At 66.7% G+C, this 21960-nt stretch carries 23 protein-coding genes; 21 read left to right on the forward strand and 2 right to left on the reverse strand.

Going from position 1 to position 21960, the window contains the following annotated elements:
- Positions 1–16: 16 nt before the first annotated feature.
- The 11 genes from glnT to METRZ18153_RS0101910 all read left to right on the forward strand — a co-directional run bounded on the left by glnT (position 17) and on the right by METRZ18153_RS0101910 (position 8229).
- Positions 17–1345 (forward strand): type III glutamate--ammonia ligase, encoded by a 1329-nt coding sequence (glnT, locus tag METRZ18153_RS0101860; RefSeq protein WP_020163140.1) that lies wholly within the window; start codon positions 17–19, stop codon positions 1343–1345.
- A gap of 19 nt (positions 1346–1364) precedes the next feature.
- Positions 1365–2273 carry a class II glutamine amidotransferase gene (locus tag METRZ18153_RS0101865; RefSeq protein ID WP_020163141.1) on the forward strand — a complete coding sequence of 303 codons (909 nt, stop codon included), beginning with the start codon at positions 1365–1367 and terminating at the stop codon, positions 2271–2273.
- Positions 2261–2950: a protein glxC gene (locus METRZ18153_RS0101870; protein WP_019915621.1), complete on the forward strand. Its 690-nt coding sequence runs from the start codon at positions 2261–2263 to the stop codon at positions 2948–2950. The genes METRZ18153_RS0101865 and METRZ18153_RS0101870 overlap by 13 nt, the downstream gene beginning before the upstream one ends.
- Positions 2951–3056: 106 nt before the next feature.
- Entirely contained in the window at positions 3057–4421 is a 1365-nt protein-coding gene (locus tag METRZ18153_RS0101875) for an FMN-binding glutamate synthase family protein (RefSeq protein WP_019915620.1), read from the forward strand.
- A gap of 28 nt (positions 4422–4449) precedes the next feature.
- A complete protein-coding gene (locus tag METRZ18153_RS0101880) occupies positions 4450–4779 on the forward strand; it encodes a DMT family transporter (protein WP_020163142.1) in 330 nt (109 codons plus the stop codon).
- A 121-nt stretch (positions 4780–4900) separates the two neighbouring features.
- Positions 4901–5254, forward strand: a complete 354-nt coding sequence (locus tag METRZ18153_RS19910; RefSeq protein ID WP_020163143.1) for a hypothetical protein — start codon at positions 4901–4903, stop codon at positions 5252–5254.
- 11 nt (positions 5255–5265) lie between these two features.
- Positions 5266–5667 carry a hypothetical protein gene (locus METRZ18153_RS0101890; protein WP_020163144.1) on the forward strand — a complete coding sequence of 134 codons (402 nt, stop codon included), beginning with the start codon at positions 5266–5268 and terminating at the stop codon, positions 5665–5667.
- A 3-nt stretch (positions 5668–5670) separates the two neighbouring features.
- Positions 5671–5811, forward strand: coding sequence for a hypothetical protein (locus METRZ18153_RS20950; RefSeq protein ID WP_020163145.1), 141 nt, complete (start codon positions 5671–5673; stop codon positions 5809–5811).
- A gap of 50 nt (positions 5812–5861) precedes the next feature.
- Positions 5862–7256 carry an APC family permease gene (locus tag METRZ18153_RS0101900; protein ID WP_024300674.1) on the forward strand — a complete coding sequence of 465 codons (1395 nt, stop codon included), beginning with the start codon at positions 5862–5864 and terminating at the stop codon, positions 7254–7256.
- Entirely contained in the window at positions 7256–7933 is a 678-nt protein-coding gene (locus tag METRZ18153_RS0101905; protein ID WP_020163146.1) for a hypothetical protein, read from the forward strand. Before METRZ18153_RS0101900 ends, METRZ18153_RS0101905 begins: the two co-directional genes overlap by 1 nt.
- Positions 7930–8229 (forward strand): hypothetical protein, encoded by a 300-nt coding sequence (locus tag METRZ18153_RS0101910; RefSeq protein ID WP_020163147.1) that lies wholly within the window; start codon positions 7930–7932, stop codon positions 8227–8229. The genes METRZ18153_RS0101905 and METRZ18153_RS0101910 overlap by 4 nt, the downstream gene beginning before the upstream one ends.
- 20 nt (positions 8230–8249) lie before the next feature.
- Here the strand turns inward: METRZ18153_RS0101910 and METRZ18153_RS20750 are convergent, their stop codons facing one another.
- Positions 8250–8411 carry a hypothetical protein gene (locus tag METRZ18153_RS20750; protein WP_157257173.1) on the reverse strand — a complete coding sequence of 54 codons (162 nt, stop codon included), beginning with the start codon at positions 8409–8411 and terminating at the stop codon, positions 8250–8252.
- Here METRZ18153_RS20750 and METRZ18153_RS0101915 point away from each other — a divergent pair.
- Positions 8395–9180 (forward strand): TorF family putative porin, encoded by a 786-nt coding sequence (locus METRZ18153_RS0101915; protein WP_020163148.1) that lies wholly within the window; start codon positions 8395–8397, stop codon positions 9178–9180. The two genes, METRZ18153_RS20750 and METRZ18153_RS0101915, sit on opposite strands and share 17 nt — an antisense overlap.
- 83 nt (positions 9181–9263) lie before the next feature.
- Here METRZ18153_RS0101915 and METRZ18153_RS0101920 read toward each other — a convergent pair whose 3' ends face one another.
- The gene (locus METRZ18153_RS0101920) at positions 9264–10328 is read right to left on the reverse strand and encodes a helix-turn-helix domain-containing protein (protein ID WP_232415941.1); all 1065 of its coding nucleotides are present in this window, start codon (positions 10326–10328) and stop codon (positions 9264–9266) included.
- Between the two features lie 386 nt (positions 10329–10714).
- On the opposite strand from METRZ18153_RS0101920, the gene peaA reads away from it, so the two are divergent.
- From peaA to METRZ18153_RS0101965, 9 genes are read left to right on the forward strand one after another with little or no spacing between them, the layout of a single operon-like run.
- The gene (gene peaA, locus METRZ18153_RS0101925) at positions 10715–12328 is read left to right on the forward strand and encodes a quinohemoprotein amine dehydrogenase subunit alpha (RefSeq protein WP_020163150.1); all 1614 of its coding nucleotides are present in this window, start codon (positions 10715–10717) and stop codon (positions 12326–12328) included.
- 27 nt (positions 12329–12355) lie between these two features.
- On the forward strand, positions 12356–13798 hold the full coding sequence (peaB, locus tag METRZ18153_RS0101930) for a quinohemoprotein amine dehydrogenase maturation protein (RefSeq protein ID WP_020163151.1): 1443 nt from the start codon (positions 12356–12358) through the stop codon (positions 13796–13798).
- Positions 13795–14115 (forward strand): quinohemoprotein amine dehydrogenase subunit gamma, encoded by a 321-nt coding sequence (qhpC, locus tag METRZ18153_RS0101935; protein WP_019915608.1) that lies wholly within the window; start codon positions 13795–13797, stop codon positions 14113–14115. The genes peaB and qhpC overlap by 4 nt, the downstream gene beginning before the upstream one ends.
- A gap of 31 nt (positions 14116–14146) precedes the next feature.
- Positions 14147–15256, forward strand: coding sequence for a quinohemoprotein amine dehydrogenase subunit beta (gene peaD / locus METRZ18153_RS0101940; RefSeq protein WP_020163152.1), 1110 nt, complete (start codon positions 14147–14149; stop codon positions 15254–15256).
- Between the two features lie 5 nt (positions 15257–15261).
- On the forward strand, positions 15262–16992 hold the full coding sequence (locus METRZ18153_RS0101945) for an ABC transporter ATP-binding protein (RefSeq protein ID WP_020163153.1): 1731 nt from the start codon (positions 15262–15264) through the stop codon (positions 16990–16992).
- Positions 16989–17639: a subtilisin-like serine protease QhpE gene (gene qhpE, locus METRZ18153_RS0101950; RefSeq protein WP_020163154.1), complete on the forward strand. Its 651-nt coding sequence runs from the start codon at positions 16989–16991 to the stop codon at positions 17637–17639. Before METRZ18153_RS0101945 ends, qhpE begins: the two co-directional genes overlap by 4 nt.
- Complete coding sequence (gene ccsA / locus METRZ18153_RS0101955) at positions 17632–19791, forward strand: cytochrome c biogenesis protein CcsA (RefSeq protein ID WP_020163155.1); 2160 nt, start codon at positions 17632–17634, stop codon at positions 19789–19791. Before qhpE ends, ccsA begins: the two co-directional genes overlap by 8 nt.
- The gene (gene qhpG / locus METRZ18153_RS0101960) at positions 19788–21125 is read left to right on the forward strand and encodes a flavin-dependent monooxygenase QhpG (protein WP_020163156.1); all 1338 of its coding nucleotides are present in this window, start codon (positions 19788–19790) and stop codon (positions 21123–21125) included. Before ccsA ends, qhpG begins: the two co-directional genes overlap by 4 nt.
- 56 nt (positions 21126–21181) lie before the next feature.
- Positions 21182–21949: a TorF family putative porin gene (locus METRZ18153_RS0101965; protein WP_020163157.1), complete on the forward strand. Its 768-nt coding sequence runs from the start codon at positions 21182–21184 to the stop codon at positions 21947–21949.
- The last annotated feature ends 11 nt before the right edge of the window (positions 21950–21960 follow it).

Consider the following 21960-nt stretch of genomic DNA (forward strand, 5'->3'; position numbering starts at 1 on the left):
ACAGGGAGGGAATGTGATGTCACCCAGCGAAGCACAGCAGTTCCTGAAGGAGAACGAGGTCAAGTACATCCTCGCGCAGTTCGTGGATATCCACGGTTCGGCCAAGACCAAGTCGGTTCCGGCCGAGCACTACAACACCGTGGTCACGGATGGCGCCGGCTTCGCCGGTTTTGCGATCTGGGGCATGGGCATGACGCCCAATGTCGATGCCGACTACATGGCCGTCGGCGACGCCTCGACGCTGTCGCTGGTGCCCTGGCAGCCGGGCTATGCCCGCATCGCCTGTGACGGTCACACCCACGGCAAGCCGCACGAATACGACACCCGCGTCGTGCTGAAGAAGCAGCTGGAGCAGATCACCGCCCGCGGCTGGACCTTCTTCACCGGCATGGAGCCGGAGTTCTCGCTGCTGCGCAAGGTCGAAGGCAAGATCCTGCCGGCCGACCCGGGCGACACGCTGTCCAAGCCCTGCTACGACTACAAGGGCCTGTCGCGCGCCCGCGCATTCCTTGAGCGCCTGTCCGAATCGCTGCGCGCGGTCGGCATCGACGTCTATCAGATCGACCACGAAGACGCGAACGGCCAATTCGAGATCAACTACACCTTCACCGACGCGCTGACCTCCTGCGACCACTACACCTTCTTCAAGATGGGTGCCGCCGAGATCGCCGCCGAACTGGGCCTGATCTGTTCCTTCATGCCCAAGCCCTTCTCGAACCGCCCGGGCAATGGCCTGCACATGCACATGAGCATCGGCGACGGCAAGCGCAACCTGTTCGAGGACAAGTCGGACAAGAACGGCCTCGCCCTGTCCAAGCTGGCCTACCACTGGGCTGCCGGTCTGCTCAAGCACGCGCCGGCGCTGGCCGCTCTGTGCTGCCCGACCGTCAATTCATACAAGCGTCTGGTGGTCGGCCGCTCGCTGACCGGCGCCACCTGGGCACCGGCCTACATCTGCTACGGCGGCAACAACCGCAGCGGCATGATCCGCAGCCCGGGCGGCCGCCTGGAACTGCGCCTGCCGGACGCGTCCTGCAATGCTTACCTCGCGACGGCCGCGGTCATCGCCGCCGGCATGGACGGGGTGAACAACGAGCTCGATCCGGGCGCGCCGAACAACGACAACCTGTACGACTACAGCCAGGCCCAGCTCGATGCGGCCGGCATCCGCGTACTGCCGCAGAACCTGCATGAGGCGCTGGTGGCGCTCGAGAAGGACGAAGTGATCCGTGCCGCACTCGGTCCGGTCGTCGATGAGTTCCTGCGCCTCAAGCATATGGAGTGGGTCGAGTACATGCGTCACGTTTCCGATTGGGAAGTGAGCAGCTACCTCGAATTCTTCTGATCATCCCCGGAGAACTGTTATGTGTGGAATCGTGGGTTTGCTGGTCAAGACACCGGCATTGAAGGAACGCCTGGGCGAACTGATGGTGCCCATGCTGATCGGCATGACCGAGCGTGGTCCGGACTCGGCGGGTCTGGCCGTGTTCGGCGACACGCTGGCTGAGAACTCGCGCAAGCTGAGCCTGTACTCGGGCCTCACCGACGACGGTGCGGACTTCAACTGGCACGGCCTGACGCATGCGCTGAAGGAGCACCTCGATGTCGATGCGCACATCGACGTCAAGCACAACCACGCGGTGCTGTCCTTCGCCGTGTCGCCGGAACTGGTCAAGCGCTGGCTGCGCGAGAACCATCCGAAGCTGCACATCCTGAGCACCGGTCGCACCATCGACCTGTACAAGGACATCGGCACGCCGGCCCAGGTGGCCGACCGCTACGACTTCAAGTCGATGAAGGGTTCGCACCTGGTGGGCCACACCCGCATGGCGACCGAGTCGGCGGTGACGCCGGATCGCGCACACCCCTTCACCGCCGGCGAAGACTTCTGCCTGGTGCACAACGGTTCGCTGTCGAACCCGAACTCGATCCGCCGCAAGCTCACGCCGGCCGGCATCCACTTCGAAACCGACAACGACACCGAAGCGGCCTGCCGCTTCCTCGAATGGCGTCTGCGTGAAGGCGACGACCTGGAAGTCGCGCTGCAGAAGGGCTTCGACGAACTGGACGGCTTCTTCACCTTCCTGATGGGTACGCCGGACAAGCTCGCGCTGATCCGCGACCCCTTCGCCTGCAAGCCCGCTGTTGTGGCCGAAACCGACGACTACGTCGCGATCGCGTCGGAGTTCCGTTCGCTGGCCCACCTGCCTGGCGTCAAGCACGCCAACGTGTTCGAACCCGCGCCCGAGGAGATGTACGTATGGAACGCATGACCTTTGATCTCGCCAGCTCGTCGCTGACCGAGATGAACACCTTCCTGCACAAGGGTCTTGAGGAGGGCGACAAGCGCCACATTTCAGTGCTGAACCCGGACGGCGCGCACAACATCGCAGTCGGCCTGAACCAGCCAGTCACGGTCGAGGTGCATGGCCATGCGGGTTACTACGCCGCCGGCATGAACAAGCACGCCCGCGTCGTCATCCACGGCAGCGCCGGCACCGGCGTGGCCGAGAACATGATGAGCGGCACCGTGCATGTGAAGGGTTTCGCCTCGAACGGCGCCGGCGCCACCGCCCACGGCGGTCTGCTGGTGATCGACGGTGACGCCGGCCTGCGCTGCGGCATTTCGCTGAAGGGCGGCGACATCGTCGTCGGCGGCAGCGTCGGCAGCTTCTCCGGCTTCATGGCCCAGGCCGGCCACATGGTCATCTGTGGCGACGCCGGCGACGCGCTCGGCGACTCGCTGTACGAAGCGGTCATCTACCTGCGCGGCAACGTCAAGTCGCTCGGTGCCGATGCACGTTTCGAGGACATGACCGACGCCGACTACGCGACGCTGGCCGAACTGCTGTCGAAGGCCGGTCTCGAGCACGACCCGAAGAGCTTCAAGCGCATCGCTTCCGCGCGTTCCCTGTACCACTGGAACGCCGACGCGAACCAGGAGTATTGACCCACACGGAGCGGCGACGCCGCTCCGGGCCCCGAGGGGCGGCGAGGAAGCTTGGGACGACCCGGTGCTTCCTCCGGTGCAGACACGGATACATCAAGGACTCAACATGGACATCAAACCCGTATCGTTCAAGCGCGTCTCCCGCGAGGAGTCCGCCAGCTTCGACCGCAGCGTCATCGACTACATCCAGAACGCCGCGGCGCACGGCCTGTACGAAATCCGCGGCATGGGCGCCAAGCGCAAGCTGCCGCATTTCGACGACCTGGTCTTCCTCGCCGGTTCGCTGTCGCGTTACCCGCTCGAAGGCTATCGCGAGAAGTGCGTCACCAAGACCATTCTCGGCACCCGCTTCGCCAAGAAGCCGCTCGAGCTGGACATCCCGATCACCGTCGCCGGCATGAGCTTCGGCGCGCTGTCGGCCAACGTGAAGGAATCGCTGGGCCGTGCCGCCACCGAGATGGGCACCACCACGACCACCGGTGACGGCGGCATGACGCCGGAAGAGCGCAACTCGTCGAAGACGCTGGTGTATCAGTGCCTGCCGTCGCGTTACGGCTTCAACCCGGACGACGTGCGTCGCGCCGACGCCATCGAAGTGGTGATCGGCCAGGGCGCCAAGCCGGGCGGCGGCGGCATGCTGCTGGGCCAGAAGGTGAACCCGCGCGTGGCCAAGATGCGCACGCTGCCGCAAGGCGTCGACCAGCGCTCGGCCTGCCGTCACCCGGACTGGACCGGTCCGGACGATCTGGCGATCAAGATCCAGGAACTGCGCGAACTGACCGACTGGGAAAAGCCGATCTACGTGAAGGTCGGTGCCACCCGCACCTTCAACGACGTCAAGCTGGCTGTCCATGCCGGCGCCGACGTGGTGGTGGTCGATGGCATGCAGGGCGGCACCGCAGCTACCCAGACCTGCTACATCGAACACATCGGCATCCCGACGCTGGCTGCAGTCCGCCAGGCGGTCGATGCGCTGGAAGACCTGAACATGAAGGGCGAAGTGCAGCTCATCGTGTCCGGCGGCATCCGCAGCGGCGCCGACGTCGCCAAGGCGCTGGCCATGGGCGCCGATGCGGTCGCGATCGGCCAGGGCATCCTGTACGCGCTCGGCTGTAACTCGGAAACCTATATCCAGAACGGTCAGCACATGTCGGCGCTGGAAGGTTACGACGCGCTCGGCACCACGCCCGGCTTCTGCCACCACTGCCATACCGGCAAGTGCCCGGTCGGCGTGACCACGCAGGATTCGGTGCTCGAACAGCGCCTGCAGCCGGATGTCGGTGCCCGTCGCGTCAAGAACTACCTGAAGACGCTGAACATGGAGCTGACCACGATCGCTCGTGCCTGCGGCAAGCAGAACGTGCATCACCTGGAGCGCGAAGATCTGGTCGCCCTGACGCTGGAAGCCGCCGCCATGGCGCGCATCCCGCTGGCAGGCACCAGCTGGATCCCGGGCCACAACGGCTACTGATCCACGCCGCCATGAGGAGTCTGCGGACGTGACCGGCTGGCTCTTCCTGCTGGGCGCCATCGTTGCGGAAGTCATAGCAACGAGTGCGCTCAAGCAGGTCGAGGGCCTGTCACGTCCGCTGCCTCTGGCGTTCACGGTCGTCGGTTACGTCATCGCGTTTTCGCTGATGTCGCTGTCGCTGAAGACCATACCGATCGGCATCGCCTACGCGGTGTGGTCGGGCGTCGGCATCGTCGCGATATCAATAATCGGCCTCATCGCATTCGGCCAGCGACTCGATACGGCAGCGCTCGCGGGCATCGCCCTTATCGTGAGCGGGGTCGCCGTGATCCAGCTCTTTTCGAAGTCCCAGGCCTGAACAACGCAACACCTACAGACACTTTCCCGAGGAGATCCCACCACCGCACATCCGACGTTCCACATCTGCTGCTGACGATTTCATCCCATCAAAAAATGCACCCATAAAGGAGGAGAGCAAGATGGATCAAAGCAAAAGCAAACACCCCGTAAGTCCCGCGCTCGAACGCCGCATCAACAGCATGTTCGGTCGGGACAAGGCCATGTCTCTGGGCGCCCTGCTCGGACTGTGGCTTGCGCTGGGCTATGTGTACCTCGCCGTACCACACGGCTTCCTCGGCTCGCCCGTCGGCATCGTGCTGACCGTGGCAGGCTCGCTCGTACTGCTGTTCAACACGGCATCGGTGATCGCCATGCTTCGTCATTACGCCGAAGACCGCGAACACATCTACGGCATCGACATCCACCACCTCGACGAACACCGCGCCCGTGCCCGCAAGGCCGCACTGCGCCCGGCTCACGTCGACATCGGCTGAGGAGTGCACACATGTCCCGCAACGCCTACAAACCCCCTGTGCAGAAGGGCTTCGGTCAGTTCGTCGACGCCATGGTCGTACTGGCGCTGGTCTATCTGAGCCTGCTCGCGCCGCTGCTGCTCGGCGGCACCGCCGCCGAATCGGAAGCGCCGGCCGACAAGCCGGTCGCCACCTGGGAAGCGATGAAGCAGAACGAAACGATGGCCGCGCAATGGCAGAAGCTCGGCTTCGACGCCGAAACGGCCGAGCCCATCGTCAGCAAGAAGTTCAGCTACGAGATCGAACCCTGGTCGCTGGGCATCACCGTCGCCGTGATCGCCATCTACTTCTTCTTCGTGCTCAAGGTGTCCGACCGCGAGTACCGCGAAGTCATCAACGAGCGCTTCGGCCCGCGCGCCGGCAAGGAGGACTGAGTCATGGATTTCTGGACGGCACTGGAATACGCGGCCTGGGGCATTTCGATCGTGCTGATCGGCTGGATGCTGGTCGATGCGCGCTTCGTCAGCACTACCTACGGCGAAGACTTCCTGCTCAGCTCGCGCGAAGGCGACGAGTGATCGGTGGTTCGAACCACGCACAACGGCGTGCGTGAAGACGGGAGAACAAGATGGGAACTGCAACTGCAGCGGCAGGGAAGCAGGAGAAGATTTCACTGCTGAAAGTGTTGGGCCCGGTGCACGTATGGGCACTGGGCGTCGGGATCGTGCTGGTCGGCGAGTACATGGGCTGGAACTTCTCGGTAGCGAAGGGCGGTGCCTACGGCGCGCTGATCGCCTGCTGGGTGATCGGCCTGCTCTATACCTGTGTGGCGATGATCGATTCCGAGGTGACCTCCACGGTCGCTGCGGCGGGTGGTCAGTACACGCAGGCCAAGCACATCATCGGGCCCTTGATGGCCTTCAACGTCGGCCTCTATCTGGTGATGGCCTACACCATGCTGGAGGCGGCCGACGCGCTGGTAGTCGGTGACCTGCTGCACGCGGTAGCGGCACAGTACGGCGCCGAGCTCGATCCCAAGCCCTTCGTGGTGCTGACGATCGCCTTCCTCGCCTGGCTGAACTACCGCGGCGTGTTCATGACGCTGACGGTGAACTTCGTCATCACCGCCTTCGCCGTGCTCGCCATCCTGGTGCTGTTCTTCAGCACCACCGGCATCGCCGGCGGCGAGAGCGTGCTGCGTCACAGCGAACTGCTGACCGATCTGCCCTACGGCTGGATCGGCGTACTCGCTTCGCTGCAGTTCGGCATGTGGTACTACCTCGGCATCGAAGGCACCTGCCAGGCGGCGGAAGAAGTGCGCTCGGCCGGCCGCTCGATTCCGCTCGGCACCATGGGCGGCATGATGACGCTGCTGATCGCGGCTTCGCTGACCTGGTACATCTGCACCGGCCTCATCCCGTGGGAATACCTGGGCCAGGCGACGACGCCGCTGTACGACGCGGCGCGACTGACCGGCAATGTCGAGCTCGAGGTGATCCTGTTCATCGGCACCATGTTCGCCGCCATCGCGTCGGCCAACGGCTGCATCAATGACGCCTCCCGTGCCTGGTTCTCGATGTCGCGCGACCGCTACATGCCGCACTGGTTCGGTGCCGTGCATCCGCGCTACCGCACGCCCTACCGCGCCATCCTGTTCCTGATCCCGATCGCCGTGTCCTTCGCCTTCACCGGGCTGCTCGATCAGGTGATCACCTTCTCCATCCTGTCGGGCCTGCTGGGTTACACCTTCATGTCCTTCAACATCGTGCGTTTCCGCCGGCTGTGGCCGCTGGGGTCGATCGAGCGCGGTTACGTGCATCCCTACCACCCGCTGCCCTGCATCGTGCTCGGCCTGCTGTGCGGCGCGACCTACTTCGCCACCTATCTGGGCTACGGCACCTCGCTGCTGTCCATCATGGCCTTCTACATCCTGGTGTCGATCTGGTTCGTCGTGCGTCGCTATCCCTACGTGAAGCGCGGCGAACAATTCACGATGCCGTGGCCGCGTCCGAAGGGCTACTGATGACGGTCGCGACGATGGCGGCGCTGCTGCTCGGCGGCGGACTGTTCGCGTGGTGGCAGCAGCGCACGCAGCGGCAGTTCCGCGACGAGCGCGCAGCGGTGTTCGACCACTGCGCCGGCATGTTCGACGCGGTCGGCGTGGCCGATTCGGGGGCGGAGTACCCGCGCCTGAGCGGCCGCTACGGCGGTGCGCAGTTCGAGCTGCAGGCCATGCTCGATCACGTCGGCTACCGCAAGGTGCCGTCGCTGTGGCTGTCGGTGACGCTGCGCACACCCTTGCCGGTAGGTGGCCGTTTCGACCTGCTGATGCGGCCACAGAACATCGAGTTCTGGTCGGCCTCGGACGGCATGGACGAGCGCATCGATCTGCCCGCCGACTGGCCGGTTCACCAGATCGCCAAGGTCAGCCCGGCCGGCTGGCGGCCGCCGCTGGGTGCACTGCGCGAAGCGGCCGGCAGCCTGATCGACGAGCCCTCGTTCAAGGAACTGCTGGTGAGCCCGCGCGGCGTGCGCATCGTGTTCCGCGTCGGAGGCGTACAGCGCGCGCACTACCTGGTGCTGCGCTCGCTGCTGCCGGACGAGACGCGCGTCGAGCCGGAGCTGTTGCAGCCGCTGCTCGATGCCGCACTGCGCATCGCTTCGTCGCTGAAGCTTACGAAACTGGAGAAGGCAGCATGACTTCCGCAAGCGTATCGACACCATCCCGTCCGCCGCATCCGTTCTTCGTGCTCGCCGCCGCGCTGCTGCTGCCTGGCATGGGGCAGGTGCTGAACGGCATGCTGGTGCGGGCGTGGATCATGCTGTTCTTCGCGCTCAGCCTCGGCGTCGTGAGCTGGCACATGACGACGCCCGAGCATTCATTCGTCGGGCGCCATGCCGGCGGCTTTTTCGTCTATGCCGTCATGGTCATGGACGCCTACGTCTGGGCGCGTTACAGGCACACACTGGCCCGAGTCCGCGCGGGCCAGCGCTGAAGGGGCGGCGCACACCGTCCTCACCTTGGCCGGTACATGCGGGGCGGCTCCTCCTGCGCCGCATGTACCGGGTCTTTTTCAAGGCATCCGCATTCGAACGAACTTCCTCCGGCGCGCGGCAAGCGTTCGCGCGTGCGGAACACATCCAGAAAGGTATCCGGCATCATGACAAAGAACTTCATTCGTCTCCCGCTGGCCGCGCTCGCGCTGTGCGCCGCTTCCGTCACCGTCCACGCGCAGGAAACGGCTGCCGCGCCGGCCTATACGATCAGCGCCAACGTGGGCCTGTTCTCGCAGTACATCTTCCGCGGCATCAGCTATACGCAGGAGAATCCGGCGGTGCAGGGCGGTTTCGACCTCGCGCACTCGAGCGGCGCCTACCTGGGCATCTGGGGTACCAATGTGAGCGATCTGGCGCTGTCGAACGCGACCGGCGAGATCGACGTGTACGGTGGCTTCGCCAAGACCATCGACGACTGGACCTTCGACGTCGGCTTCCTGCAGTTCATCTTTCCGGGTGGCAAGTACGACCTGGTCGGCGGCGGCACTGAAAGCCTGAACACGCTGGAACTGAACGCGGCGGTGACGTGGAAGTTCATCCAGCTGAAGTACTCGTACGCGGTGACCGACTACTTCGGTTTCAGCAAGAAGGCCTTCGGCGCAGACTCGGACGGATCGGACTACATCGAGCTGAACGCAAACTACGAGTTCATGCCGTCGTGGATCGCCAACATTCACGTCGGTCACCAGAAGGTGAAGAACTACGACGATTACGACTTCACGGACTGGAAGGTGGGCGTGACGAAGAACTTCGAAGGGGGCTGGCAGGCGGCAGTGGCGTATGTCGACACCAATGCGGACAAGAACTTCTACACGATCTGCGACAACGGCATCCGCTGCAAGGACACCGGCGACAGCAAGTGGCTGCTCTACGTGAAGCGTACCTTCTGAAGCACCGACAATGTCCTCGCGGATTCCGCCTCCGGCGGAATCCTTGACGGCCGCACGCTCTCCTCGCGTCGCGGCCGTTTTTTTCAGTCAGACAGCCCGGGGAAGGGCCAGTCTCCGGTTCCCGAGGACCACGGCTGGGCACGCACCTGCGGCGGGCGCTTCAACGTGGACGACGGCGACTCGCCGAACAGCGCCTTGTAGTAGGACGAGAACATGCCCATGTGCCAGAAGCCCCACTTGCAGGCGGCACTGCTGACCGACATGTCGGGGCCGCCATGCAGCAGGTCCTTGCGTACGCCGTGCAGGCGCACGTAGCGCAGGAAGGTGACCGGGCTGATGCCCAGCACGTTCATGAAGGCATGGTGCAGGCCGCGCCGGCTCATCTTCAGATGAACGCTGAGGTCGCTGACCGACGGTGGCGCGTCGCGGTTGGCAAGGATGTACTGCCGTGCGCGTTCGACGATGGCGCGGTGGATGGCGTGTCCGCCGCGGCTGCGCTCGGGCCGCTCGGAAATCGACAGCAGCGCGGTGAGCGACGCATTGATGATGGATTCCGACACCGCCTGACAGGAGGCCGCGTGCTGCAGCACCTCGGGAGTCGACTGCACGCAGCACATCACCTCGTGCAGCACCTGCCGGTAGCGCATCGCCGCACCTGACTGCAGCGTCTGCATCTGCGTGCGCGCCACCACGCTGGCGACTTCGCGGCCGAGCACCGATTCGGCGTAGCCGTCCAGCGTGTCGGCGTCGATCACGGCGACGAAGATGTCGGACATCCGCGGTGTGCGGAAGTGAAGTTCCTCGCCCGGCAGCAGCGTGAGCAGGCTGTCGCGGCGCACCTCCTGCGCCTGCCAGTAGCCGTCAGGATGCACGTTGATCGGCACACCGAAGGTGTAGGAGGAGGGCCGCGGATGGCCCTTCTCGTCGATCACCTGATCCATCGACTCGCGGAACAGCTGCACCGGGCCGGACGACATTTCGACGATGCGGCCGCGGAACTCGCCGCTGGTCAGCTGCAGGTATTCCTGCGACCACTGCGGCAGGCTGTCCGCGTGCTGACAGGGGTCCTCGGTGACGAAACAGCACACCTGGGGACCGACCGGCTGTTCGTTCGACAGCGTCTCGCGGGTGGATTCAACGGTATTCACGCTCACTCCCTTCGCCGCTCGTGATCGGCGCAACCCATGCTGTCTGGCAGGACGGATGACGCTTCGGAAAATGGCGGCGTTCTCTGTGTCTGCGGATCGGCGTGCGTTCCGGCGCGCAGACCGGACCCGCCCGGCTCGCCCGGACTCCTCTGAAACTCATGGTAGGCCTGCCCACATCCCCCGGCAATACACCGCCGGCCGGCGTCCGGACGAACGGGCCGATTCTTGATAGTGCGAACGGAACCTCTGGCCGGTTCACGATAACGCCCGCGCGGACCCCACTCCTATAGTCGATCAACGGCCAGCGGGCTCCGCCTGCGCCGTGATCCACAGACGCCGCAGCGCCACCGGGCGGCATTCATGGCCAACAACTCAAGAGGTACTCGATGCACAGAACAGTACTCAACAGGAGGTCGCAGCGAGCGCTCGCGCTTGCCACCGGCCTGCTCACCCAGCTTTGCGTCGCCGGCGCCTACGCCGCCGCCCCGGCCGGCGAAGCGCTGGTCAACACCAAGTGCGCGTCCTGTCACTCCGCCAAGGGCGACGGCAAGTGGGATCGCATCAGCGAAAGCCGCCGCACACCGGAAGGCTGGGACATGACGGTCGCCCGCATGAGCTTCGCGCACGGCGTCAAGCTGAGCCACGACGAACGCGGCGCCATCGTCAAATACCTGTCGGACGCCTACGGCCTGTCGCCGGACGAATCGGCGGCGCACCGCTACATCGTCGACCGTACGCCCAGCGTGGTCGAGCACCCGGAGAACAAGCTGATTGGCGATACCTGCGCGCGCTGTCACTCCTATGGCCGCATCGCGGTGCAGCGTCGCACCGAGGCGGACTGGCGCAAGCTGGTGCATTTCCATGTAGGTCAGTTTCCGGCCATCGAAATCCAGGCCGGCGGCCGCGACCGCAACTGGTTCGAAATCGCGACCGGCGACGCCTCGGTCGAGCTGGGCAAGGTGTACGGCTTCGAGTCCGACAGCTGGAACAAGTGGAAGGTGCAGAAGCCGGCCGACGCGAGCGGCAGCTGGCGCCTGGTCGGCCACAAGCCGGGCACCGGAGCCTACGAAGGTATGGCCACCGTAAAGCGCACCGGCAACGACGCCTATTCGGTCAGCATGACCGTGCGCTACGAGAACGGTACGAGCGAACAGCTGAGCGGATCGGCTCTGGTCTACACCGGTCACGAATGGCGCGCCACGCTGAAGAGCGGCGAGCGCGAGATCAACCAGGTCATGACGCTGGCCGACGGTGGCCGGTCGCTGTCCGGGCGCTGGTTCGAGTCCGGTTACGACGCGATCGGCGGCACGCTGCGTGCCGTGCGAGCGGACGGTGTAAAGCCGACCGTGCTGTCGGTACAGCCGGCCGCGCTGAAGGCGGGCACGCGTGGCCGCCTGGTCATCAACGGTGTCGGTCTCGACGGCGACGTGAGCCTGGGCAATGGCGTGAAGGTGCTGTCGGTGGCCGAGCGCAGCGCCGAGCGCGTGGTGGTCGAGGTCGAGTCGGCGAAGGACGCCGTGACCGGCCCGCGCGAGGTGAAGGTGGGCAATGCGCGCAGCGGCGACGCGCTCAAGGTCTATCAGCGCATCGACTACGTGAAGATCACGCCCGACCACCCGATGGCCCGTGTCGGCGGCAACGGCGGCTCGATGAACAAGGTGCCGGCCCAGCTGGAAGCGCTGGCCTACACCGTCGGCGCCGACGGCAAGGCGGGTACGGCCGACGACGTGCAGCTCGGTGCGATGCCTGCGACCTGGTCCTTCGACAACCTGAACAAGGTGGCGGCGGAAATGAAGGACGCCAAGTTCGCCGGTCGCATCGACCAGACCGGCCTGTTCATGACCAACGACGCCGGCCCCAACCCGCAGCGCAAGTACCGCACCAACAACGCGGGCGAGCTGAAGGTGACCGCCGCGGTCAAGGACGGCACGCGCACGGTCAAGGCCACGGCGCCGCTCATCGTCACCGTGCAGCGCTTCAACGATCCCCCGATCCGCTGAGCGCGGGCCGTCACCGGAACAGCCACCATGTCCGAAGCCAACCTGCTTTACGTCGATACGCACGCCTTCCACGACGTGGATGTGAAGGGCCGGCGCGTGCTGCTGCACGTGCCGAGCACCGGCATCTTCGATCTCGACGGCGTGACCACCGAGGTGCTCGATTTCGTGCGGCCGAAGGCGACCGTGAGCTTCGAGGAGCTGCTGCAGCGCTTCTCGGGCAGCGGCTCGCCGGCGCTGATCGCCGACGCGATCGAGGACCTGAAGTCGCTGGGCGTGCTGCGCGGCGACCCTGCCGTGGCCGACCGCGGCGCCGGCATCAGCGTGACCGAGTTTCCGCTCAGCACCATCGTGCTGAACGTGAACACCGGCTGCAACCTGAGCTGCACCTACTGCTACAAGGAAGATCTGACGACGCCGTCCAAGGGCGAGAAGCTCGACTTCGACAAGGCGAAGAAGAGCATCGAGCTGCTGCTGAAGGAGGGTGCGAAGCGCGACCGCGTCAACGTGGTGTTCTTCGGCGGCGAGCCGCTGTCGAACATGCGGCTGATCAAGGCCGTTACCGCCTACGCCGAGGAGCGCTGCCGCGAGGAGGGCAAGCAGGTCGACTTCTCGCTCACCACCAACGCCACGTTGCTTACCGAAGAGATCGCCGACTGGTTCAACGAACATTCCTTCGGCATCTCGATCAGCATGGACGGCCCGCAGGCGGTGCATGACCTGCGCCGCAAGACGATAGGCGGCAAGGGCACCTACGAGGTGGTGGCGAAGAAGGCGCGCATGCTGCTGTCGCGCTACACCGCGCGGGCGGTCGGTGCGCGGGTCACGCTGACCGCAGGCTATTCCGACGTCGCGGCCATCCACCATCACCTGAAGGACGAACTCGGCTTCGCCGAAGTGGGTTTCGCGCCGGTCACCAGCAACCCGATCACCACCTTCAACCTGGTCGGTGACGAGCTGCGCGCGGTGTTCGACGCGATGAAGACGCTGGGCCGCGAGTACGTCGCGGCGGCAGTCGAGGGCCGCAACATCGGCTTCTCGAACATGCACCAGATGCTGTCCGACCTGTACGAGGGCCGTCGCAAGGCGTTGCCCTGCGGTGCCGGCATCGGGCTGCTGGCGGTCGATCACAAGGGCGAACTGAATCTCTGCCACCGCTTTACCGGCTCCGAGCTGCCGACCTTCGGCAACGTCGACACCGGCATCGCGAAGGCGGAGCTGGGCGCCTTCCTCGAAGGCGCGCTCGACCGTTCCGAGCGCGGCTGCTCGACCTGCCGCATCCGCAACCTGTGCTCGGGCGGCTGCTACCACGAGTCCTACGCCAACTTCAGCGACCCGCATTCGCCGGTCTATCACTACTGCGAACTGCTCAGGGAGTGGGTCGATTTCGGCATCGAGGCCTACCTCGAAATCCTCGAAAAGAACCCCGCCTTCCTCCACAAGCACGTCGCGAACAGGAGCTCTGAACTATGAACCGCTTGAAACCGCTGAACCGCAAGGCCCACCAGATCGAAGCCGCCCCGAACGACGAAGCGGTCGAAAAGGTGGTCGCGATGACCGCCGCCGTCGCCGGCTGCGCCACCACCTTCGACCCGGGTTGGGAACTGGACCCCTTCCTCGGCGTGGCCGGCCTGTGCCAGCCGATGGAAGCCGATCTGTATGGCTGTTCCGACCCCTGCTGGTGGCCGGCCCAGGTGCCGGACACGCTGCACAACTACCCCGACTGGAACACCGGCAAGGACGACGCTGCGCGCGACTGGAAGGCGCTGCAGAGCGTGTTCCCGAAGTAAGCCCGCGAACGTACAAGAGGAACTCCCGACCATGAAGATCAAGACCACGGCGGCCGCACTGGCCGCCAGCTTTGGCGTCGCGCTGTTCGGCGCCCTTCCGACCGCTGCACTGGCGGCCAAGGATTACCTGGTCACCGCCGCGCGCCCCAACCTCGTGTTCGTGATGGACGCGAAGGAACGCAAGGTGGTGAAGACGCACACCATCCCGAACACCTCGATGGGCAACAGCCCGATCACGCTGGTGCACTCGCGTGACGGCAAGACCGCCTACGTCATTCACAACCGCTGGGAAACCGTGTCCGGCATCGACCTGGACAGCGGCAAGGAAGTGTTCCGCGCCGAACTGTCCGGCGGCGACATCCGCGGCAAGTCGCCCTTCCCGATGGACCTCAGCCCGGATGGCAAGGAACTGGCGGTCTATGTGAATCCGACCCAGCTGCTGCCGGGCGAGTACAAGGTGATGGATCCCTACATCGCGATCTACCGCACCGACGCCGGCACCGACGCCGAGCCGGTGCGCAAGCTCAAGGTGCCGCGCCGCGTATCGACGCTCGCCTGGTCGGCCAAGGGCGACACGCTGTACGCCTTCAGCTGGGACATGCTCAAGCTCGACCCGCAGACCGGCGCAGTCAAGGGCCAGCACCCATGGCGCAGCTGGAAGAACGGCGAACAGGGCGAGCCGGACACGCTGGCGATCTGGCCGCAGTGGGAACAGACCAATGTGTTCGCCACGCCCTACTACGTGGCTTACGCGAACAAGCCGGAAGGCGATCCGTCCGCACTGCGCGCCGGCATCTGGACGCTGGACCTCGAGAAGGACACGGTGCATTTCAAGGAATTCGAGAACGCCGGCGTCGTGCTGTTCTCCAGCGTGGTGAACCCGGTGCGCCGCGACGAAACCTATACCGTCTATACCCAGCTCACCAAGGTGAATACGAAGACCGGCAAGATGGACCGCGTCGACCTCGACCACACCTACTACAACGTGAATGTGTCGAGCGACGGCAAGGAGCTCTACATCGGCGGCACCCAGGGCGACATCGCGGTGTACGACAGCGCCACGCTGAAGCGCATCGGCAACATCCGCACGCCGGGCGGTGGCGACCAGGTGCTCACCTCGCTGCGCATCTTCCAGCGCTGAGCGGCATGCGGGCAGAAGCACTGCATGCGCCCGCAGCGGGCGCCGCGCCAGTCGCGGCGGCGCCTGCTGGGCAGGGCGGTCGTCGGCTCGGTGCGCTCTACCGCTGGGCCGGCGACTTCATCCGGCCGGAGTGGCCGGCGCTGGCGGCCGTGCTTCTGCTGTCGCTGCTCGCCGTGCTGGCCGGACTGGCCCAGCCTGTGCTGACCAAGGCGCTGATCGACGACGGCATCCTCGCGCACGATCGCGCGGCGGTGCTGGCGAGCGGCGGGTGGATGGTGGGGCTGGCGCTGTGTGCGCTGGCGGTCGGCTTCGCCTGCCGCCGCATCCACGTGGCGGCGTCGGCGCGCATCCTCCACCGCATGCGCGAATCGCTGTTCGCGCATGTGCTGCGGCTGTCGCCGGCCTTCTTCTCGCGCATGCGGCAGGGCGACCTGCTGGCGCGGCTGGAAGGGGACCTCGGCGAGGTGCAGCGCTTCGCCGTCGACGCCGTGCTGTCGGCGATCAACTCGGTGCTCACGCTGATCGGCACCGTCGTGCTGCTCTGGCTGCTCAGCCCGAAGCTGGCGCTCTTCCTTGCGTTGTTGATGGTGCTCAACGGCATCGTGCTGTCCTGGGTGCGGCCGCGCATCGAAAAGCTGTCGCAGCAGTCGCGCGACGCCGGTGTCGAAGTGTCGAGCTTCCTGGTCGAGAAGGTCGGTGCGGTGCGGTGCGTGCAGACGCACGCCGCCGAGCGGCGCGAACTGGAGCGGCTCGCTGCCTTGCACCGCACGGTGCGCGAGCGCCTGCTGTCGCTGCAGCTGTTTGGCTATCTCGGCGGTGCTTTTCCCAATCTGCTGCTGTCGCTGGCCGTGATCGGCATCTTCGTCGGCGGCAGCCTGTCGATGCTGGCTGGCGAGGCGCTGACGCTGGGCACGCTCGTCGCCTTCGCCACCTGCGTGCAGCGCGCCAGCGCGCCGCTGCATGCGCTGATGGGGCTCTACCTGCAGTGGCAGCGCGTGAAGGTCGGCCTGAACCGCGTCGACGAACTGCGCGCGCTCGACGTGCCGGACGATGCGCCCCTGCTGCCGGCAGACCTTCTGCCGACCGCCGACCTCGTGGTGCGCGACCTCGCTTTCAGCTATCCGGGTGCGGCGCGCCCGGCTTTCAGCGGACTGAACCTGACCCTTCCCGCCGGCGCCCGCGTCTGGCTGCGTGGCGATTCAGGCTGTGGCAAATCCACCTTCATCGATCTGCTGCATCGTCACTTCGAACCGTCGGCCGGCTGGATCACCATCGGCGGCGTGAACCTGCAGGCCATAGACCGCGCAACGCTGCGCCGGCACGTCGTCGTGGTGTCGCAGGAGGCGGTGCTGTTCACCGGCTCGCTGTGCGACAACATCCGCTACGGCCGGCCCGACGCGAGTCGCAACGAGGTCGAGCGGGCGGCGCAGGCGGCCGGCGTGAGCGACTTCCTGTCGCGGCTGCCCGACGGGCTGGACGCCATGGTCGGCCCGCGCGGCGCATCGCTGTCCGGCGGTGAGCGGCAGCGGGTCGCGCTGGCACGTGCGCTGCTGATGTCACCGACACTGCTGGTGATCGACGAAGGCACGTCCTCGCTCGACGGCGCGCTCGAACTGCGCACGCTGGCGGCGATCGACGCGCTGCTGCCGCGGGCGACGCGCATCGTGGTCAGTCACCGCGACCTGTCGCAGTTCGCCTTCGACCGCGTCATCGATTTTCCGCAGGCCGCCGCATGACCGCTGTCGTACGCGTGGGTCTGCTCGACGGCGCGCTGGACCGCAGCTTCGGTCACGCGGTGGACGCCGTGTCGGGCAGCGCGCCGCTGGACGCCGATGCGCGCGGCCACGGCAGCCAGATCGCGCGCTGCGTGCTCGCGCAGGCACCGCAGGCGCGGCTGGCGGTGGCGCAGGTGTTCGACCGCAGCCGTGAAACGACGGTCGATGCGGTGCTCGACGGCCTGTACTGGCTGATCGGGCAGGGCGTGCACCTGATCAACATGAGCTTCGGCATGGCGACGGCAAGCCCGCGGCTCGCACTGGCCTGCCGCGACGCCGCTGAAGCCGGCGTCGTGCTGGTCGCGTCGGCGCCGGCGCGCGGTGCGCCGGTGTATCCGGCCGCCTTCGCGCACTGCATCGCGGTGACCGGCGACGCGCGCTGCGCGCCGGGCGAGCTGTCGTGGCTGGCGACCGCGGCAGCCGACTTCGGTACGCACGCGCTGATCGAACCCGGCCATCCGGAACGCGGCGGTGGTGCCAGCATCGCCACCGCGCGGATGAGCGGGCTGATCGCCGCGCTGCTTGCGCTGGGCGTCGCGCCGGGCGACGTGCGCGCGCGGCTGCAGCGGGCGGCGATCCATGTCGGACCGGAGCGCCGTCATGCCTGATCGTCTGCTGTGGGGCGCCGTGCTGGGGGCGGCGCTGGTCTGTACCGTGCTGCCGGCGCTTGGCGATGTGCTGCTCGCCTCTGTCGGAGCGGCCGCGCTGTGTGCCGGCGTGGCGAGCGCCCGGCGCGCCGCGTTGCTGCGTGTCGCGGCCGGTCTGCTGTGGGGCGCGCTGATTGCGCTGGCCCTGCTGCTGCTCGGTGACCGTTTCGACCTGCGCTATGTGTGGATCTACAGCGGTGCCGAACTGCCGCTGCATCTGAAGCTGGCCAATCTGTGGGGTGGCGACGAAGGTACGACGCTGCTGCTGGCCGCCTTCCTGAGCACATTGGCCGCGCGCGGCGCAGCGCAGCGCCGCCAGCGCATCGACGTCGCTGCACTGCTGGCGGCCTGGTATGCGCTGACCGCCGCCTGGCTCGGCCCTTTCGCGGCGACGCCGGCCGAGTGGCTGCAGAAGTCGGTGTCGCAGGGCATGAACGCGCACCTGATGAAGATATGGATGCTGGTGCACGCGCCACTCATCCTCGCCGCCTACGCGTGGACGCTGTCGCTCGCCGCACCCGCGCTGGCTGCGCTCGGCGGACAGGAGACACGCTGGCCGGGCAGTGCGCTGACGCACGCACGTCGGGCCTGGGCGCTGCTCACCGCCGGCATCGGCTTCGGCATGGTGTGGGCCTTCGAGGACGCGATGTACGGCCAGGTGTGGCACTGGGACCCGGTGCAGACCGCGGTGTTCGCCGTCTGGTGTCTGCTCGCCGCCCACCTGCACGGCGCCGGCGGCTGGCGGCCCGGGCGCACGATGTGGCGCTGGGTGCCTTTCGCCGCTCTGGCGGCGGCGGTGCTGACCGCGGTCGCGATGGGCGTCACGCGCAACGACGTGCTCGCCAGTTCGCACCGCTACGTCGGCGCGTCGACCTGGGCGGCCCACCTGATGCTGGCTGCGCTGCTGTCGCTGGCCGGACTTGCTGCGTGGCTGCAAGGACTGCGCGCGGTTCGGCCCATTCCGAGTGCGAAGCGCCTGAATCTCGCCGCCTGGGGCTTGCGCGCGACGCAGCTCCTCTTTGTATTCATCGGCCTGGCCGCAGTGGCGCATCTCGCCTGGGCCTTCTACGCCAGCGCACAGGCCCTGCCGCGGCCGGACGACCTGAAGCCCTTCTTCGAAACGCTGCGCAACTGGGCGCGCGGCTCCGAATTGCCTGCGCTGCGTGCGGCCTTCGCGCAGTGGGACGTCGACGGCTACGGACTGGCACGCCTGCTGCTGTTGCCCATGGTCGCGACCGGGCTGATCGGCGGCTGGTTCTTCGCGCGCAGGCTGTCGGCACGACTGGGCTGGATCACGCTGGCTGTCGCGGCGCTGGCCTGCGCCGCAGCGTTCCTGCAGGGCGGGCTGCTGGCCGGCCACTACGCCGGCAGCGGTGTGCTGTCGCAGCAGATCGTCGCCGTGCTGCCGCGCATCGACGCCGCGCTGATCGCCGGCGCTTATCTTGCGCTCGGCTGTGCAGCGTGGAGCCTGCACGGCGCCTGGCGCAGCCGGCGCACCGCCGGCTATCTGCTGCCGCTCGGCCTGCTGCATCTCGGTGCGGTGGTCGCGCTGTGGGGCGGGCTGCTGGCGACGGCGCTGAATGGCTATTCGCAGCACCTGGTCAATATCGACGGAGCGTGGCAGCGCGCGCATCAGGGCTATGCGGTGCGCGTTACCGGCCTTGACGTGGACCGCGCATCCGACGGCGGTCGCACGCAGGGCGGCGGCAGCTTCCGCGCGCTGGCGCAGATCGAGATTTCGACGCCGGAGCAGCGCGTGCTGCAGGGACAGACGCTGTACCGCGACGCCCGCAGCGCGATCGCCGGCTACGCCGGGCCGGTGCGCCAGATCTGCGAAATCCTCGACTACCGCTATGCGCGCTATGCCGACCAGCCGGGCTATGTGCTGCACCCTTTCATCGACCGCGGCTGGGCGCGCGACCTGCAGCTGTGGGTCGCCACCTCGTCCGCGGTGGCGGCGCTCGAAGGCGGACCGCAGGCCGCGCAGGCCGTGGTCGTGCTGCGCGTGCTGCCTTTCGCCTCGCTGCTGTGGATCGGTCTGACGCTGACGTCGCTGGGCGCGCTGTGGCTCGCACTGCGCCCGCAACCCACGCACAGGGAGGTGCAACGATGAATCCGCTGGTCATACTCGGGGCCGGTCCGGCCGCCAGCCTGCTGGCGATCGCGCTGGCGCGGCACGACATAACCGCGCAGGTGATCGGGCGTCTGCGCACGGCATCTGCGGTCGAGGGCCTGTCGCAGCGCGTGGTCGAGGCGCTGAGGCAGCTCGGCTGTCACGAGGCGCTGGCCTTGCTCGGCCCGCGCTGGCATCGCGTGTCGAGCTGGAACGCGCAGGAAGTCGAGATGAACGGCGAGTTCGTCGTCGACCGCGTCGCCTTCGACGCGGCCCTGCTGCGCGACGCGAAAGCAGCAGGCGTCGAACTGCACGACGGTCTGGTGCGCGAACTGGAGCGTGGCGACGACGGCGGCTGGTGCGTGCGCTGGGAGGACGGCGACGGCCGGCTGCAGCGCACCGATGCCGCACTGCTCGCCGAGTGCCGCGGCCATACGGCACCGAAGATGGCACCCGACCGCCATGCCGGCCCGACGCTGGTGTCGCTGGGGCGCACCTTCGACGGCGCCCGACCACAGCCGCGAACGACCTTCATCGAATCCTTCCCGTCCGGCTGGGCCTGGGGCGGCGTCGATCCGCAGGGCTGTGCGCACATCCAGGTGGTCGTGCAGCCGGCCGGCGTGGCGGCCGTCGGCGGCGACCTCGATCTGGCGCACGCGGCGGCGCTGGCGCAGCTCACGCGCCTGCCACGACGTTTCGGCATGCAGCTGAAGCCGGCCGGTGCGACGCGGGCGCGCGGCATACAGGCGGCGCTGCGCGGCGGCGTCGTCGGCGACGGTTATCTGCGCGTCGGCGATGCCGCCTATACCTGCGATCCGCTGTCCGGTCACGGCATGTTCGAAGCGGCCTCCGGCGCCATTGCCGCGGTGCCCTTCATCAACACGTTGCTGCGGCGGCCGGCGCAGACGGCGCTGGCGCAGCGCTACCTGCGCGAACGCATCGAAACGGTGTTCGCATCGCGCGTCGAGGCGGCGCGGCAGCACTACGCGGCCGAGATGCACTGGGCCGATGAGCCCTTCTGGCGGCAGGTGACCCAACCACCCGCTGCGCCGTCATCGGCGCTCGCCCCGGTCGCCACGGCGGCGTTCGCGACGCGACCGGTGGTCGAGGACGGCTTCATCGTCGAGCGCCGCGTCGTCGTCAGCGCCGAGCATCCGCGCGGCGTGCGCTTCATCGATGGCATAGACCTCGGCCGGCTCGACGAACTGCTGCAGGCCAGGCCACAGACCGGGCCGAGCGACATCGGTCAGCACCTGCACGCACCCGCCGACGCGGTGGCGCGCGCGCTGCGCTGGCTGCAGGCGCAGTCCCTGATCACCCGCGCCGGGCACTGATGATCCGGCGTTTCACCCACCGCAAGAGGAGGCGTTTCAACATGAGAAGAACACGGATGAAGGGGCTGCTGCCCGCGATACTGACCTGTTTGCTGCCGCTGTCGTCACTTGCCGAAGAAGCCGCCGCACCGGCCTACACGATCAGCGCCAACGTGGGCCTGTTCTCGCAGTACATCTTCCGCGGCATCAGCTATACGCAGGAGAATCCGGCGGTGCAGGGCGGTTTCGACCTCGCGCACTCGAGCGGCGCCTACCTGGGCATCTGGGGCACCAATGTGAGCGATCTGGCGCTGTCGAACGCGACCGGCGAGATCGACGTGTACGGTGGGTTCGCCAAGACCATCGACGACTGGACCTTCGACGTCGGCTTCCTGCAGTTCATCTTTCCGGGTGGCAAGTACGACTTGGTCGGCGGCGGCACCGAAAGCCTGAACACGCTGGAACTGAACGCAGCGGTGACGTGGAAGTTCATCCAGCTGAAGTACTCGTACGCGGTGACCGACTACTTCGGTTTCAGCAAGAAGGCCTTCGGCGCAGACTCGGACGGTTCGGACTACATCGAGCTGAACGCGAACTACGAGTTCATGCCGTCGTGGATCGCCAACGTTCACGTCGGTCACCAGAAGGTGAAGAACTACGACGATTACGACTTCACGGACTGGAAGGTGGGCGTGACGAAGAACTTCGAGGGCGGCTGGCAGGCGGCGGTGGCGTATGTCGACACCAATGCGGACAGGAACTTCTACACGATCTGCGACAACGGCATCCGCTGCAAGGACACCGGCGACAGCAAGTGGCTGCTCTACGTGAAACGGACCTTCTGACCGACCTCGTT

Source organism: Methyloversatilis discipulorum, assembly GCF_000385375.1.
GTDB classification, from domain to species: domain Bacteria; phylum Pseudomonadota; class Gammaproteobacteria; order Burkholderiales; family Rhodocyclaceae; genus Methyloversatilis; species Methyloversatilis discipulorum_A.

What these genes read in the sequence shown, in the direction of transcription:
- glnT (WP_020163140.1), top strand. Translation starts at nt 17, where the DNA reads ATGTCACCCAGCGAAGCACAGCAGTTCCTGAAGGAGAACGAGGTCAAG.
- METRZ18153_RS0101865 (WP_020163141.1), top strand. Translation starts at nt 1,365, where the DNA reads ATGTGTGGAATCGTGGGTTTGCTGGTCAAGACACCGGCATTGAAGGAA.
- METRZ18153_RS0101870 (WP_019915621.1), top strand. Translation starts at nt 2,261, where the DNA reads ATGGAACGCATGACCTTTGATCTCGCCAGCTCGTCGCTGACCGAGATG.
- METRZ18153_RS0101875 (WP_019915620.1), top strand. Translation starts at nt 3,057, where the DNA reads ATGGACATCAAACCCGTATCGTTCAAGCGCGTCTCCCGCGAGGAGTCC.
- METRZ18153_RS19910 (WP_020163143.1), top strand. Translation starts at nt 4,901, where the DNA reads ATGGATCAAAGCAAAAGCAAACACCCCGTAAGTCCCGCGCTCGAACGC.
- METRZ18153_RS0101890 (WP_020163144.1), top strand. Translation starts at nt 5,266, where the DNA reads ATGTCCCGCAACGCCTACAAACCCCCTGTGCAGAAGGGCTTCGGTCAG.
- METRZ18153_RS20950 (WP_020163145.1), top strand. Translation starts at nt 5,671, where the DNA reads ATGGATTTCTGGACGGCACTGGAATACGCGGCCTGGGGCATTTCGATC.
- METRZ18153_RS0101900 (WP_024300674.1), top strand. Translation starts at nt 5,862, where the DNA reads ATGGGAACTGCAACTGCAGCGGCAGGGAAGCAGGAGAAGATTTCACTG.
- METRZ18153_RS0101905 (WP_020163146.1), top strand. Translation starts at nt 7,256, where the DNA reads ATGACGGTCGCGACGATGGCGGCGCTGCTGCTCGGCGGCGGACTGTTC.
- METRZ18153_RS0101910 (WP_020163147.1), top strand. Translation starts at nt 7,930, where the DNA reads ATGACTTCCGCAAGCGTATCGACACCATCCCGTCCGCCGCATCCGTTC.
- METRZ18153_RS0101915 (WP_020163148.1), top strand. Translation starts at nt 8,395, where the DNA reads ATGACAAAGAACTTCATTCGTCTCCCGCTGGCCGCGCTCGCGCTGTGC.
- METRZ18153_RS20750 (WP_157257173.1), bottom strand. Translation starts at nt 8,411, where the DNA reads ATGAAGTTCTTTGTCATGATGCCGGATACCTTTCTGGATGTGTTCCGC.
- peaA (WP_020163150.1), top strand. Translation starts at nt 10,715, where the DNA reads ATGCACAGAACAGTACTCAACAGGAGGTCGCAGCGAGCGCTCGCGCTT.
- peaB (WP_020163151.1), top strand. Translation starts at nt 12,356, where the DNA reads ATGTCCGAAGCCAACCTGCTTTACGTCGATACGCACGCCTTCCACGAC.
- qhpC (WP_019915608.1), top strand. Translation starts at nt 13,795, where the DNA reads ATGAACCGCTTGAAACCGCTGAACCGCAAGGCCCACCAGATCGAAGCC.
- peaD (WP_020163152.1), top strand. Translation starts at nt 14,147, where the DNA reads ATGAAGATCAAGACCACGGCGGCCGCACTGGCCGCCAGCTTTGGCGTC.
- METRZ18153_RS0101945 (WP_020163153.1), top strand. Translation starts at nt 15,262, where the DNA reads ATGCGGGCAGAAGCACTGCATGCGCCCGCAGCGGGCGCCGCGCCAGTC.
- qhpE (WP_020163154.1), top strand. Translation starts at nt 16,989, where the DNA reads ATGACCGCTGTCGTACGCGTGGGTCTGCTCGACGGCGCGCTGGACCGC.
- ccsA (WP_020163155.1), top strand. Translation starts at nt 17,632, where the DNA reads ATGCCTGATCGTCTGCTGTGGGGCGCCGTGCTGGGGGCGGCGCTGGTC.
- qhpG (WP_020163156.1), top strand. Translation starts at nt 19,788, where the DNA reads ATGAATCCGCTGGTCATACTCGGGGCCGGTCCGGCCGCCAGCCTGCTG.
- METRZ18153_RS0101965 (WP_020163157.1), top strand. Translation starts at nt 21,182, where the DNA reads ATGAAGGGGCTGCTGCCCGCGATACTGACCTGTTTGCTGCCGCTGTCG.